Source organism: Streptomyces sp. M41, from assembly GCF_043673425.1.
GTDB lineage: Bacteria > Actinomycetota > Actinomycetes > Streptomycetales > Streptomycetaceae > Streptomyces.
On the sequence record NZ_JBIMKE010000020.1, the window covers coordinates 39,130 to 52,833 of the forward strand.

Consider the following 13,704-nt stretch of genomic DNA (forward strand, 5'->3'; position numbering starts at 1 on the left):
TAGTGTCCTGTTCAGAAGACTTCAAGGAACAGACACACTGGTAACCCTAAACTTCAGGGTTAGGGTTCGGGTCGGCGCTACGGACCGTCCCATTCGGCATCAGTCGCGGTTCACGAAAGCTCACCGCTTCCCGTGATCCGACGACCCGTAACTCGAGGCGAGAGGCCTTCGACGTGGCAGCACCGCAGAACTACCTCGCAGTCATCAAAGTCATCGGTGTCGGCGGCGGTGGTGTCAATGCCATCAACCGGATGATCGAGGTCGGTCTCAAGGGCGTCGAGTTCATCGCCATCAACACCGACGCGCAAGCTCTGTTGATGAGCGACGCCGACGTCAAGCTGGACGTCGGCCGTGAACTCACCCGCGGACTCGGCGCCGGAGCCAACCCGGCCGTGGGCCGCAAGGCCGCCGAGGACCACCGCGAGGAGATCGAGGAGGTCCTCAAGGGGGCCGACATGGTCTTCGTGACAGCCGGTGAAGGCGGCGGCACCGGCACCGGCGGGGCCCCCGTCGTGGCCAACATCGCGCGCTCCCTGGGCGCCCTCACCATCGGCGTGGTCACGCGTCCGTTCACCTTCGAGGGACGGCGCCGCGCCAACCAGGCCGAGGACGGCATCGCCGAGCTCCGCGAAGAGGTCGACACCCTCATCGTGATCCCGAACGACCGGCTGCTGTCCATCTCGGACCGCCAGGTCTCGGTCCTGGACGCCTTCAAGTCGGCCGACCAGGTCCTGCTCTCCGGTGTCCAGGGCATCACCGACCTCATCACCACGCCGGGTCTGATCAACCTCGACTTCGCCGACGTCAAGTCGGTCATGTCCGAGGCCGGTTCGGCCCTCATGGGCATCGGCTCGGCCCGCGGCGACGACCGCGCGGTGGCCGCGGCCGAGATGGCGATCTCCTCCCCCCTGCTGGAGGCGTCCATCGACGGCGCCCGGGGAGTGCTGCTCTCCATCTCCGGCGGTTCCGACCTCGGCCTGTTCGAGATCAACGAAGCGGCCCAGCTGGTCAGCGAGGCCGCCCACCCCGAGGCCAACATCATCTTCGGCGCGGTGATCGACGACGCGCTCGGCGACGAGGTCCGGGTCACCGTGATCGCCGCCGGCTTCGACGGCGGTCAGCCGCCGGCCCGCCGGGACAACGTCCTCGGCTCGACCTCGTCCTCGTCCTCCGCGCCCCGGCGCGAGGAGCCCGCTCCGGCACGGCAGCAGCAGCCGGAGAGCCGGCCGTCCTTCGGTTCGCTCGGCAGCGTCACGCCGAAGGAGGACCCCGAGCCCGCCGCCCAGGCGGACCCGGTCGCCGACATCCCGGTCGCCCCGCCGGTCCCGCCGTCGCGTACCTACGCCGACAGCGCGGCGGAGGAACTGGACGTCCCGGACTTCCTTAAGTGATCCTTCTGACGTGATAGCACAGCGCGACAACGTGAGCGGCGCGCACTTCGCCTTCACCGACCGGTGGGGCGGGGTGAGCGCCGCTCCGTATGAGGAGCTCAACCTGGGTGGGGCGGTCGGTGACGACGCCGACGCCGTGACCACCAACCGCGAACTGGCCGCCAAGTCCCTCGGGCTCGACATGACCCGGGTGGTCTGGATGAACCAGGTGCACGGGACGGACGTCGCGGTGGTCGACGGACCATGGCGTGATCGTCCGGTGCCCGAGGTCGACGCGGTGGTCACGGCCCAGCGGGGTCTCGCCCTCGCCGTCCTCACCGCCGACTGCGTGCCGGTCCTGCTGGCCGACCCGGTCGCCGGGATCGTGGCCGCGGCCCACGCCGGCCGGCCCGGCATGATCGCCGGGGTCGTCCCGGCCACGCTACGCGCGATGACGCAACTGGGCGCCGACCCCGCCCGGATCGTCGCCCGCACCGGACCCGCGGTGTGCGGCCGGTGCTACGAGGTGCCGGAGGCGATGCGCGCCGAGGTGGCCGCCGTCGAGCCGGCGGCGTACGCCGAAACGAGTTGGGGTACGCCGGCGGTGGATGTGACCGCCGGAGTGCACGCCCAGCTCGCGCGACTCGGTGTGGGCGACCGGGAGCAGTCACCGGTGTGCACACGGGAGTCGAGCGACCACTTCTCCTACCGCCGCGACCGCACCACCGGTCGGCTCGCGGGCTATGTCTGGCTGGACTGAATGGACATGACGGACCGTAAAGGCGAACTCGCCGCAAATCTGGCGAAGGTGGAGGACCGCATCGCCGCGGCCTGTGCCGCCGCCGGGCGTGACCGCGCAGAGGTCACGCTGATCGTGGTCACCAAGACCTATCCCGCGAGCGATGTGCGGATGCTGTCCGAGCTCGGCGTCGGCCATGTCGCCGAGAACCGCGACCAGGACGCGGCGCCGAAGGCCGCGGCCTGCTCGGATCTGCCCCTTGCGTGGCACTTTGTCGGCCAGCTCCAGACCAACAAGGTGCGATCCGTGGTCGGTTATGCGGATGTGGTGCAGTCCGTCGACCGTTCCAAGCTGGTGACGGCGCTGTCGAAGGAAGCCGTACGGCAGGAGCGCGAAGTGGGCTGCCTCATCCAGGTGGCCCTGGATGCGGGGGAGGGCGCGCGGGGCGAACGGGGTGGTGTGGCGCCCGGCGGGATCGAGGAGTTGGCCGGCCTGGTGGCGAAGGCGCCGGGGCTCCGGCTCGACGGCCTCATGACCGTCGCCCCTCTCACCGGCGAGTTCGCGGGGCGCCAACAGGCGGCGTTCGAGCGGTTGATGGATTTGTCGACCGCCCTGCGCCGAACCCATCCTGCTGCGAACATGGTGTCGGCAGGGATGAGTGCGGATCTCGAAGAGGCTGTGGCCGCCGGTGCGACACATGTGCGCGTCGGCACTGCGGTACTCGGAGTCCGCCCCGGGCTCGGGTAACGTCGCCAAGAAGTCGGACCACAGCAGAAAATATGGTCAATAACGCCGAAAGGCGGGCGTAACGACCGCGTGGATCGCGGGCACTTGGCAGTCGATCCACCACAGAGCGGAGGACTCAGAGCATGGCCGGCGCGATGCGCAAGATGGCGGTCTACCTCGGCCTCGTGGAGGACGATGGGTACGACGGCCGGGGGTTCGATCCCGACGACGACTTCGAGCCCGAACTGGACCCGGAGCCCGAGCGCGACCACCGACGGCACGAGCCGTCCCACCAGTCGCACAGTGCACATCAGTCCCAAAGGGACGAAGAGGTACGAATCGTACAGCCGCCCGCGCCGCGTGAACCGGTCGCCCGATCGGCTTCGCTTCCCGCGGAATCCGGACGTCCCGCGCGTATCGCGCCCGTGGCGTCCATCACACAAGAACGCGCAAGTCTGGAGAAGAACGCACCGGTGATCATGCCCAAGGTCGTGTCGGAACGAGAGCCTTACCGGATCACCACCCTTCACCCGCGGACCTACAACGAGGCCCGTACCATCGGGGAACACTTCCGTGAGGGCACCCCGGTGATCATGAATCTGACTGAGATGGATGACACAGATGCCAAGCGACTTGTCGACTTTGCGGCGGGTTTGGTGTTTGGTCTTCACGGCAGCATCGAGCGGGTGACGCAGAAGGTGTTCCTGTTGTCGCCTGCTAACGTCGATGTCACGGCGGAGGACAAGGCCCGCATCGCAGAGGGCGGGTTCTTCAACCAGAGCTGAGACGCACCACCGGAAAGACCGCACGACAACGAACAGGGGAGAGGGAAGCACCAGTCATGAGCGTGGTCCTGCAGGTTCTCTACATCGCGCTGATGGTCTTCCTCATCGTGCTCATCTTCCGGTTGGTCATGGACTACGTCTTCCAGTTCGCCCGCTCATGGCAACCCGGCAAGGCGATGGTGGTCGTTCTGGAGGCCACCTACACTGTCACCGATCCACCGTTGAAGCTTCTGCGGCGGGTTATCCCGCCGCTGCGTCTCGGGGGCGTGGCGCTCGACCTGTCCTTCTTCGTACTGATGATCATCGTCTACATCCTGATCACGCTCGTACGGAGCGCGATGTGAGCGATGTGACAGATACGGTCTTGCCGACTGCCGACGACTACGTTGAGGTGAAGAGATGCCGTTGACCCCCGAGGACGTGCGGAACAAGCAGTTCACGACCGTCCGCCTCCGAGAAGGCTATGACGAGGACGAGGTCGATGCCTTCCTCGATGAGGTCGAAGCCGAACTGACCCGACTGCTCCGCGAGAACGAGGACCTGCGCGCCAAGCTGGCCGCGGCCACGCGTGCTGCTGCCCAGAATCAGCAGAACATGCGCAAGCCGCCGGAGGGTCCCGGCGGACCGCAGGACCAGCAGCAGGGCGGCATGCCTCAGCAGGGCATGCGCGGTCCCGGGGCTCCCGTCCCCGCTGGGATATCGGGCCCGCCGCAGCAGCAGATGGGTGGCCCCATGGGTGGCCCGCCCCAGCTGCCGAGCGGTGCCCCGCAGCTGCCCGCCGGCCCCGGCGGTCAGGGTGGCCCGCAGGGTCCCGGTCCGATGGGCCAGGGTCCGGGGCCGATGGGCCAGCCCCCCATGCAGCAGATGGGCGGCCCGATGGGCGGTCCCATGGGTGGCCCGATGGGCGGTCCCGGTCAGGGCGGCCCCGGCGGCGACAGCGCTGCGCGCGTTCTGTCGCTCGCCCAGCAGACCGCCGACCAGGCGATCGCGGAGGCCCGTTCCGAGGCCAACAAGATCGTCGGCGAGGCGCGTTCGCGTGCCGAGGGTCTCGAGCGTGACGCCCGTGCCAAGGCCGACGCCCTGGAGCGGGACGCGCAGGAGAAGCACCGCGTCGCGATGGGCTCCCTGGAGTCCGCCCGCGCCACGCTGGAGCGCAAGGTCGAGGACCTGCGCGGCTTCGAGCGCGAGTACCGCACGCGGCTGAAGTCCTACCTCGAGTCGCAGCTGCGTCAGCTGGAGACCCAGGCGGACGACTCGCTCGCCCCGCCGCGCACTCCGGCGACCGCGTCCCTCCCGCCGTCCCCGGCGCCCTCGATGGCTCCGGCCGGCGCGAGCGCCCCGTCGTACGGCGGCAACCAGACGATGGGCGGCGGCCCGTCCCCGGCTGCCCCGTCCTACGGCGGTCAGCAGCAGATGTCCCCGGCGATGACCCAGCCCATGGCACCGGTCCGGCCGCAGGGTCCGTCCCCGATGGGCCAGGCTCCCTCGCCGATGCGCGGGTTCCTCATCGACGAGGACGACAACTGACGGTTGGTAGTACGCCGTAGGCGTCGGCAGCGTTCAGGGCGGGGCCCCGGATTCGATCCGGGGCCCCGCCCTTTTGCCACGCGTGCGCACGCCCGTGCACGCCGGCCTGCGGCGTTTGTTCGGCAGTCGCGTGCGGTGTCCGACGTACACAACGCCGAAGGCCCGGGACCGCCAAGATTCTTTGGCGGTCCCGGGCCTTCGCATGCCCGGCCGAGCCTCGCTACGCCTTGCGCAGGCGGAACGTCAGGGTCAGGCCCTCGTCCTCGAAGGGGGAGCCGTAGTTGTCGTCCGCCTCGCCCTGGGCGAAGTCCGTGGCCAGGACCTCGTCGGCGATCAGCCCGGAGTGCTCCGTCAGCGCCGCGATCGTGGCCTCGTCCGTCGCCGTCCAGCGCAGGGCGATGCGGTCGGCAACGTCCAGGCCGCTGTTCTTGCGGGCCTCCTGGATCAGGCGGATCGCGTCCCGGGCCAGGCCCGCCCGGCGAAGCTCCTCCGTGATCTCCAGGTCCAGGGCGACCGTCGCACCCGAGTCGGAGGCCACCGACCAGCCCTCGCGCGGGGTCTCCGTGATGATCACCTCGTCCGGAGCGAGCGCGACCGTCTCGCCGTCGAGCTCCACGGACGCCGTGCCCTCGCGCAGGGCCAGGGACAGCACCGCCGCGTCCGCGTTCGCGATGGCCTTCGCCACGTCCTGGACGCGCTTGCCGAACCGCTTGCCCAGGGCGCGGAAATTGGCCTTGGCCGTGGTGTCGACCAGGCTGCCGCCGACCTCTGAGAGGGACGCCAGCGAGCTCACGTTCAGCTCCTCCGTGATCTGCGCGTGCAGCTCACGGTCGAGGGCGTCGAAGCCCGTCGCGGCGATCAGGGCCCGGGACAGCGGCTGCCGGGTCTTGACGCCCGACTCCGCGCGCGTGGCGCGCCCCAGCTCGACCAGCCGACGGACCAGGACCATCTGCCTGGACAGCTCGGGGTCGATCGCCGACAGGTCGGCCTGAGGCCAGGAAGCCAGGTGCACCGACTCCGGGGCGCCCGGCGTGACCGGGACGACCAGGTCCTGCCAGACCCGCTCGGTGATGAACGGGGTCAGCGGGGCCATCAGCTTGGTGACCGTCTCGACGACCTCGTGCAGGGTGCGCAGCGCGGCCTTGTCGCCCTGCCAGAAGCGGCGGCGCGAGCGGCGGACGTACCAGTTAGACAGGTCGTCGACGAACGCCGAGAGGAGCTTGCCGGCGCGCTGGGTGTCGTACGCCTCCAGGGACTGGGTCACCTGGTCGGTCAGCGCGTGCAGTTCGGACAGCAGCCAGCGGTCCAGGACCGGGCGGTCGGCGGGGGCGGGGTCGGCCGCGGAGGGCGCCCAGTTCGACGTACGGGCGTACAGGGCCTGGAAGGCGACCGTGTTCCAGTACGTCAGGAGCGTCTTGCGGACGACCTCCTGGATCGTGCCGTGGCCCACGCGGCGGGCTGCCCAGGGTGAGCCGCCGGCCGCCATGAACCAGCGCACCGCGTCCGCGCCGTGCTGATCCATCAGCGGGATCGGCTGGAGGATGTTGCCGAGGTGCTTGGACATCTTGCGGCCGTCCTCGGCGAGGATGTGGCCGAGGCAGACGACGTTCTCGTACGACGACTTGTCGAAGACGAGCGTGCCGACGGCCATCAGCGTGTAGAACCAGCCGCGCGTCTGGTCGATGGCCTCGCTGATGAACTGCGCCGGGTAGCGGCTCTCGAAGAGCTCCTTGTTCTTGTACGGGTAGCCCCACTGCGCGAACGGCATCGAACCCGAGTCGTACCAGGCGTCGATGACCTCCGGCACGCGTGTGGCCGTCTTGCCGCAGCCGTCCTTCTGGCAGGCGAAGGTGACGTCGTCGATGAACGGGCGGTGCGGGTCAAGACCGGACTGGTCGGTGCCGGTCAGCTCGCTGAGCTCCGCGCGGGAGCCGACGCAGGTGAGGTGGTCGTCCTCGCAGCGCCAGATCGGCAGCGGGGTGCCCCAGTAGCGGTTGCGGGACAGGGCCCAGTCGATGTTGTTGTTCAGCCAGTCGCCGAAGCGGCCGTGCTTGACCGTGTCGGGGAACCAGTTGGTCTTCTCGTTCTCGTCGAGAAGTCGGTCCTTGACGGCGGTTGTGCGGATGTACCAGGACGGCTGCGCGTAGTAGAGCAGCGCCGTGTGGCAGCGCCAGCAGTGCGGATAGCTGTGCTCGTACGGGATGTGCCTGAAGAGCAGACCGCGCTGCTGAAGATCCTCGGTGAGCTGTTCGTCCGCCTTCTTGAAGAAGACGCCGCCGACCAGGGGGACGTCCTCCTCGAAGGTGCCGTCGGGGCGGACCGGGTTCACCACCGGCAGGCCGTACGCGCGGCAGACCTTGAGGTCGTCCTCACCGAACGCGGGGGACTGGTGGACCAGACCCGTGCCGTCCTCGGTGGTGACGTACTCGGCGTTGACGACGTAGTGCGCCTCGGCGGGGAACTCGACGAGTTCGAACGGCCGCTGATACGTCCAGCGCTCCATCTCGGCGCCCGTGAAGGTCTGGCCGGTGGTCTCCCAGCCCTCGCCGAGGGCCTTGGCGAGAAGCGGCTCGGCTACGACGAGCTTCTCCTCGCCGTCGGTCGCCACGACGTAGGTGACCTCGGGGTGCGCGGCCACGGCCGTGTTGGAGACGAGGGTCCAGGGCGTGGTCGTCCACACCAGGAGCGCGGCCTCGCCGGCGAGCGGGCCGGAGGTGAGCGGGAAACGGACGAACACCGAGGGGTCGACGACCGTCTCGTAGCCCTGCGCCAGCTCGTGGTCGGACAGGCCGGTGCCGCAGCGGGGGCACCAGGGGGCGACGCGGTGGTCCTGGACCAGCAGCCCCTTGTTGAAGATCTCCTTCAGGGACCACCAGACGGACTCGATGTACTCGGGCTCCATCGTGACGTAGGCGTCGTCGAGGTCCACCCAGTAGCCCATGCGGGTCGTCAGGTCGGAGAAGGCGTCGGTGTGGCGCAGCACGGACTCGCGGCACTTGGCGTTGAACTCGGCGATGCCGAACGCCTCGATGTCCTTCTTGCCGCTGAAGCCGAGCTCCTTCTCGACCGCCAGCTCCACCGGGAGGCCGTGGCAGTCCCAGCCGGCCTTACGGGCCACGTGGTAGCCGCGCATGGTGCGGAAGCGGGGGAAGACGTCCTTGAAGACGCGGGCCTCGATGTGATGGGCGCCGGGCATGCCGTTGGCGGTGGGCGGGCCCTCGTAGAACACCCACTCGGGGCGGCCCTCGGACTGCTCCAGGCTCTTGGCGAAGATCTTCTGCTCGCGCCAGAAGTCGAGCACGGCGTGCTCGAGGGCGGGCAGGTCGACCTGGGCGGGTACCTGGCGGTACGTCGGCGATGTCATCAGCGGGCTTCCTCCGGCGGACTTGCTGCCTTCCGTCCGGAGGGACGAGAGCCGAGTCTTTCCGTACGCCGGTTTCGGCGCGCTCCCGCGGTACCACCCTCCTTGACCCGCCGACGCGGGGTGTGCGTCGGTGAGCCCCCTCATTGGGGTCGCGATACCGGTTCTACTCGCCCGGTGCGGGCTTTCTTCCGGCGGCTCCGGGGTGATCTTCACGTCGCGCTCGCCCCCGGGCTTCCACCGTCCCCGGGTCGCTCTGGGCTGCGTACGCCGCTACTCGTCCCCATCCACGCTTTTCGCTCCGCCCAGTGTACGGCGCCGGGGCGACAGCGGCCGACCGGATTTCCGGCACGTGGGGGAAGGGGTGGTCTTCTCGCCGGGATGACCCGAATGGGGCGGTACGTGTGTTCGGATTCTGGGACGTTCGACTCGGCGGCATACCCCGCGGGGAGCTGGGCACAACGGATGCAGGTCTCCCGCGCGACATGCGCGAGGCGGGCGAATCGGGCGGTGTGCCCCGTTGCCGCGGGACTCAAGTCGATTTATCGTCCCAGCACGATTCGCGAGCAAGATCACAATATGTGAAGGGGCCGCGGCATGGTGGCGAAGAAGACCGCCGAAGAGCAGTCGGCGTCGAGCAGGTCCACACATGCGAGTGCCTCCGGCGGCGGTGCGGGTGCCTCCGGCGGTGCCAGGGCCTCCGGCGGTGCGGCCAAGGATGTGGGCGGAAAGAAGAGCGCACGGTCGGTTTCCGCGGGGGCGAGGGGCGAGAAGCCGGTGAAGACGGTCCGGGGAGCCGCCGGGGGCGGGGCTGGGGCGCGCGGGGCGCAGGCGGCGAGGAAGGCCGTGTCGAGGAAGGCAGCCGGGGCCAAGGGCGCGCCGGCCAAGAAGGCGGTCGAGGGGGAGGGGAGCGGGGGACGGGGAGGACGGGCCGCGGGGATGGGGCCCGGTGGCAGGAGTGCTGAGGTCAAGAAGGTTGCGGCCAAGAAGGCCACCGCCAAGAAGGCCACTGCCAAGAAGGCCACTGCCATGAAGAGCGCCGCTGAGAAGGTCGCGGTCAAGAAGGCCACCGCCAAGGAGGCCACCGCCAAAAAGGCCACCGCAGGGGTGGCTGGCGGTGAGGGGACTGCTGGCGTGGGCGCCGTGGGCGCCGTGAGCGCGAAGGCGTCGGCCAGGAAGAGCGCTGCCGAAAGGAGCGCTGCCGACAGGCATGCGGCAAAGAGCGGCGTGGCGACGAGCGGTGAGGCTGAGAGCAGCGCGGTGACGCGCAGCAAGGCTAAGCGCAGCGCCGCCAAGAAGGGCGCGGTCAAGAGGGCCGTGGCGAAGGAAAGTGCCGTGAAGAAGCCGGCCGTGAAGGCGGTCGTCGGGGAAAAGGCGGGCGGTCGGGCAGCGGCAGCGGTCGGTGGGGATGCGGTGGCGGCGGGCGCCGGGGGCAAGAAGGCGTCGACAGAGAAAGCGGCCATCAAGAAGGCGACGGAAAGGGCCGGCACCAGGAAGGCGACGGCAGAGAAGGCCGCCACCAGGCGGGCGGCGGCCGGGAAAGCGGCCGACGAAAAGGTGGCGGCGACCAGGGCGGCGGCCACGGCAGCGGTGACCGAAGAATCGGCGGCCATGGCAGCAACGACCGACAAGGCGGCGGCCGGCAAGGGCACCGGCAAGAAGGCGGTGGCCAGGAAAGCGGCGACCGATAAGGCGGCGGCCGAAGCAGCGGCGGCCACGGCAGCAACGACCGACAAGGCGGCGGCCAGGGCGGCTGCGACCGGTCAGGCGGCCGGTAAGGGCACGGCCAAAAGCACGGCGACCGGGAAAGCGGCCACCGAGAAGGCGGCGGTGAGCGAGATGACGGCGGCCGGTAAGGGCGCGGGTAAGAAGGCGGCGGTCGCAGCGGCGGCGGGCACGGCAGAGGCGGCCGAAGGAGCCGCGGCCAGGGCGGCGGCCGAAGATGTGGCCGCCACGGCGGCGGTGACCGGGAAGGCGGCGGCCGGTAAGGGCGCGGGTAAGAAGGCGGCGGTCGCAGCGGCGGCGGACACGGCAGAGGCGGCCGAAGGAGACGCGGCCAGGGCGGCGGTGACCGAGAAGGCGGCGGGCAAGGGCACCGGCAACAAGGCGGCATCCAGGAAAGCCGTCCTGGAAGGCAGCGGGACGAAGGCGGCCGTCGAGGGGGAGGCAGGCGGGCGGGGTGGGGCCCGTAAGGCGGCGGCCGGGGTCAAGGGCGGCCGGAGGAAGGGCGCTGGAGAGGGAGCCGGCGACGTAGTGGTGGGCGTCGCGGGTGGGAAGGCGGGTGCCGCCGGGAAGGGCGCCTCTCAAGGGCGGGCGGTCAGGAAGCGGGCCACCGCGAAGGGTGTGGGTGTGGAGCGAACGGCCGGTCAGAGGGCCGTCGTCGAGAGCAGGGCCAAGAAGGCGGGCGCGGCGCAGGCCGCGGAGCAGACGGGAGCCACGACGGTGGTTGCGAAGAAGACTCCTGGCACGGCCACGACGGCGAAGACCGCCGTTCCCAAGGCACGCATCGCCGCGGCGGAGCCCGGCGACCTCGCGGTGCGCCCCGGTGAGGACCCCTGGACCCCGCAGGAGGTCGAGGAGGCGCGCGCGGAGCTCCAGGCGGAGGAGACGCGGCTGCGCGACGAGATCACCTCGTCCGAGCGGTCGCTGGCCGGTCTGATGCGGGACTCGGGGGACGGAGCCGGCGACGATCAGGCGGACACCGGCGCCAAGAACATCACGCGTGAGCACGAGCTGGCGCTCGCCGCCAACGCGCGCGAGATGCTCATCCAGACCGAGCGGGCCCTGGAGCGGCTCGACGCGGGAACCTACGGCCTGTGCGAGAACTGCGGCAACCCGATCGGCAAGGCACGGATGCAGGCCTTCCCGCGCGCGACCCTGTGCGTGGAGTGCAAGCAGAAGCAGGAACGGCGGTACTGAGCCGTTCTGAGCGGTACTGGCCGGTACGCGGGTGCCTTCGGACGTGCCGTACTCTCGTCCTCAGTCAGGTACCTAGGTTGAGGGACTCACGTGGCAGAGGCGGAGCGCATCATCGGTACGCCGGACACCCCTGAGGCGGGGGGAGCCGAGCCGGAGCAGCCCGACGGGCAGGCGAAGGACGCCGCGGACGGCACGGCGGAGCGGCCCCGCGGCCGGCGCCGGGTCGCCGTGCTCTTCGGGGTGGCCACGTTCGCGTACCTCCTGGACCTGATCAGCAAGATCATCGTGGTCGAGAAGCTGGAGCACCACCCGCCGATCGAGATCATCGGTGACTGGCTGAAGTTCGAGGCGATCCGCAACGCGGGCGCGGCCTTCGGCTTCGGCGAGGCCTTCACCGTGATCTTCACGGTGATCGCGGCGGCCGTGATCGTGGTGATCGCCCGGCTCGCCCGCAAGCTGTACAGCCTGCCCTGGGCGATCGCGCTGGGCATGCTGCTCGGCGGTGCCCTCGGCAACCTCACCGACCGGATCTTCCGCTCGCCCGGCGTCTTCGAGGGCGCGGTCGTCGACTTCATCGCGCCCAAGCACTTCGCCGTGTTCAACCTGGCCGACTCGGCGATCGTGTGCGGCGGCATCCTGATCGTGCTGCTGTCGTTCAAGGGCCTGGACCCGGACGGCACCGTCCACAAGGACTGAGTCCGCGCCCGGGGCCGCCCGCCCGAGTTGTCCACAGGCTCCGTACGGGGGTGTCGGCGCCGTCCGGCATACTCGATGGGTGAGCACGATTCCCGAGATCCGTACCCTGCCCGTGCCCGACGGCCTGGAGGGCGAGCGCGTCGACGCCGCCATCTCCCGGATGTTCGGCTTCTCCCGGACCAAGGCGGCCGAGCTCGCCGCGGCGGGGAAGGTCATGGTCGACGGGTCGGTGGTCGGCAAGTCGGAGCGCGTGCACGGCGGCGCCTGGCTCGAGGTGGAGATGCCGCAGGCGCCCGCGCCGGTGCAGATCGTCGCCGAGCCGGTCGAAGGCATGGAGATCGTGCACGACGACGACGACGTGGTGGTGATCGTCAAGCCGGTCGGCGTCGCAGCCCACCCGAGCCCCGGCTGGTCCGGACCGACGGTCATCGGCGGCCTCGCCGCGGCGGGCTACCGGATCTCGACCTCCGGTGCCGCCGAGCGCCAGGGCATCGTGCACCGGCTCGACGTGGGCACCTCGGGACTGATGGTCGTCGCCAAGTCCGAGTACGCGTACACGTCGCTCAAGCGCCAGTTCAAGGAGCGCACGGTCGACAAGCGGTACCACACGCTGGTCCAGGGCCACCCCGACCCGACCAGCGGCACCATCGACGCGCCGATCGGCCGCCACCCCAACCACGACTACAAGTGGGCGGTCACGGCCGAAGGCAAGCCGTCGATCACGCACTACGACCTGATCGAGGCGTTCCGCGCGGCCTCGCTGCTCGATGTGAAGCTGGAGACCGGCCGCACCCACCAGATCCGCGTCCATATGGCCGCCCACCGGCACCCCTGCGTCGGCGACCTGACCTACGGCGCCGACCCGACGCTCGCCAAGCGGCTCCGGCTGACCCGCCAGTGGCTGCACGCCGTGCGACTGGGCTTCGAGCACCCCGGGGACGGGCAGTGGGCGGAGTTCGCCAGCGACTACCCGGCCGACCTCCAGAAGGCCCTGGACCAGGTCCGCGAGGAGACCTGGGCATGAGCGCTCCCCGGAGCGTCCCGTCCGTCGGCCCGTCCGCCCTCTCCGGCCCGTCCGCCCTTTCCGGCTCATCCGTCGGCCCGTCCGACGCCAACGGCCGGCCGTACGCCGTGCGGGTCGCCGACGGCCCCGCCGACCGTGAGGCGTGCTTCGCGGTGCGCAAGGAGGTCTTCGTCGTCGAGCAGGGCGTCCCGCAGGAGATCGAGTACGACGCCTACGACGCCGGTGCCGTCCATGTCCTGGCCGTCCGCGAGGACAGGCTGCCGCTCGGCACGGGCCGGCTGCTGCACGGTGAGGCGGCAGCCGCGAAGGTCGACGGCGATCCGACGGTGGGGTCGCTGGGGCGGCTCGCCGTGACCCGGGCGGCGCGCGGGCTCGGCGTCGGGGCCGCCCTGGTGCGGGCCGTCGAGGAGGCGGCACGCGCGCGTGGGCTCGCGGCCGTCGATCTGCACGCGCAGACGCATGCGCTGGGGTTCTACGAGCGGCTCGGGTACGTGGCGTACGGGCCAGAGTTCCCGGACGCCGGGATACCGCACCGGGCGATGCGGCGCGCTCTGTAG

At 70.4% G+C, this 13,704-nt stretch carries 11 protein-coding genes; 10 read left to right on the forward strand and 1 reads right to left on the reverse strand.

Annotation, left to right across the window (positions count from 1 at the left end; genetic code table 11):
- Positions 1-173: 173 nt before the first annotated feature.
- The 6 genes from ftsZ (at position 174) to ACHBTE_RS23310 (ending at position 5,147) form a co-directional block, all read left to right on the forward strand.
- A complete protein-coding gene (gene ftsZ, locus ACHBTE_RS23285; protein WP_394725971.1) occupies positions 174-1,391 on the forward strand; it encodes a cell division protein FtsZ in 1,218 nt (405 codons plus the stop codon).
- 10 nt (positions 1,392-1,401) lie between these two features.
- A complete protein-coding gene (gene pgeF / locus ACHBTE_RS23290) occupies positions 1,402-2,130 on the forward strand; it encodes a peptidoglycan editing factor PgeF (protein ID WP_394725972.1) in 729 nt (242 codons plus the stop codon).
- Positions 2,131-2,136: 6 nt separating this feature from the next.
- Positions 2,137-2,856, forward strand: coding sequence for a YggS family pyridoxal phosphate-dependent enzyme (locus ACHBTE_RS23295; RefSeq protein ID WP_394726075.1), 720 nt, complete (start codon positions 2,137-2,139; stop codon positions 2,854-2,856).
- Positions 2,857-2,978: 122 nt separating this feature from the next.
- Positions 2,979-3,620, forward strand: coding sequence for a cell division protein SepF (locus ACHBTE_RS23300; protein ID WP_394725973.1), 642 nt, complete (start codon positions 2,979-2,981; stop codon positions 3,618-3,620).
- Between the two features lie 56 nt (positions 3,621-3,676).
- Positions 3,677-3,964: a YggT family protein gene (locus ACHBTE_RS23305; protein ID WP_004001943.1), complete on the forward strand. Its 288-nt coding sequence runs from the start codon at positions 3,677-3,679 to the stop codon at positions 3,962-3,964.
- 55 nt (positions 3,965-4,019) lie between these two features.
- The gene (locus ACHBTE_RS23310; protein ID WP_394725974.1) at positions 4,020-5,147 is read left to right on the forward strand and encodes a DivIVA domain-containing protein; all 1,128 of its coding nucleotides are present in this window, start codon (positions 4,020-4,022) and stop codon (positions 5,145-5,147) included.
- Positions 5,148-5,367: 220 nt separating this feature from the next.
- On the opposite strand, the gene ileS is transcribed toward ACHBTE_RS23310, so the two are convergent.
- Complete coding sequence (gene ileS / locus ACHBTE_RS23315) at positions 5,368-8,511, reverse strand: isoleucine--tRNA ligase (protein ID WP_394725975.1); 3,144 nt, start codon at positions 8,509-8,511, stop codon at positions 5,368-5,370.
- A 594-nt stretch (positions 8,512-9,105) separates the two neighbouring features.
- On the opposite strand from ileS, the gene ACHBTE_RS23320 reads away from it, so the two are divergent.
- The 4 genes from ACHBTE_RS23320 to ACHBTE_RS23335 all read left to right on the forward strand — a co-directional run bounded on the left by ACHBTE_RS23320 (position 9,106) and on the right by ACHBTE_RS23335 (position 13,704).
- Entirely contained in the window at positions 9,106-11,427 is a 2,322-nt protein-coding gene (locus ACHBTE_RS23320) for a TraR/DksA C4-type zinc finger protein (protein WP_394725976.1), read from the forward strand.
- A gap of 90 nt (positions 11,428-11,517) precedes the next feature.
- Positions 11,518-12,123 (forward strand): signal peptidase II, encoded by a 606-nt coding sequence (gene lspA, locus ACHBTE_RS23325; RefSeq protein ID WP_394725977.1) that lies wholly within the window; start codon positions 11,518-11,520, stop codon positions 12,121-12,123.
- Positions 12,124-12,202: 79 nt separating this feature from the next.
- Entirely contained in the window at positions 12,203-13,147 is a 945-nt protein-coding gene (locus ACHBTE_RS23330; protein WP_394725978.1) for an RluA family pseudouridine synthase, read from the forward strand.
- The gene (locus ACHBTE_RS23335) at positions 13,144-13,704 is read left to right on the forward strand and encodes a GNAT family N-acetyltransferase (RefSeq protein ID WP_394725979.1); all 561 of its coding nucleotides are present in this window, start codon (positions 13,144-13,146) and stop codon (positions 13,702-13,704) included. The genes ACHBTE_RS23330 and ACHBTE_RS23335 overlap by 4 nt, the downstream gene beginning before the upstream one ends.

Excerpts from the sequence above, each read along its gene's own strand:
- ACHBTE_RS23305 (WP_004001943.1), top strand. The coding sequence starts at position 3,677 with ATGAGCGTGGTCCTGCAGGTTCTCTACATCGCGCTGATGGTCTTCCTC.
- ACHBTE_RS23295 (WP_394726075.1), top strand. The coding sequence starts at position 2,137 with ATGACGGACCGTAAAGGCGAACTCGCCGCAAATCTGGCGAAGGTGGAG.
- ileS (WP_394725975.1), bottom strand. The coding sequence starts at position 8,511 with ATGACATCGCCGACGTACCGCCAGGTACCCGCCCAGGTCGACCTGCCC.
- ACHBTE_RS23335 (WP_394725979.1), top strand. The coding sequence starts at position 13,144 with ATGAGCGCTCCCCGGAGCGTCCCGTCCGTCGGCCCGTCCGCCCTCTCC.
- ACHBTE_RS23320 (WP_394725976.1), top strand. The coding sequence starts at position 9,106 with ATGGTGGCGAAGAAGACCGCCGAAGAGCAGTCGGCGTCGAGCAGGTCC.
- ACHBTE_RS23300 (WP_394725973.1), top strand. The coding sequence starts at position 2,979 with ATGGCCGGCGCGATGCGCAAGATGGCGGTCTACCTCGGCCTCGTGGAG.
- ACHBTE_RS23310 (WP_394725974.1), top strand. The coding sequence starts at position 4,020 with ATGCCGTTGACCCCCGAGGACGTGCGGAACAAGCAGTTCACGACCGTC.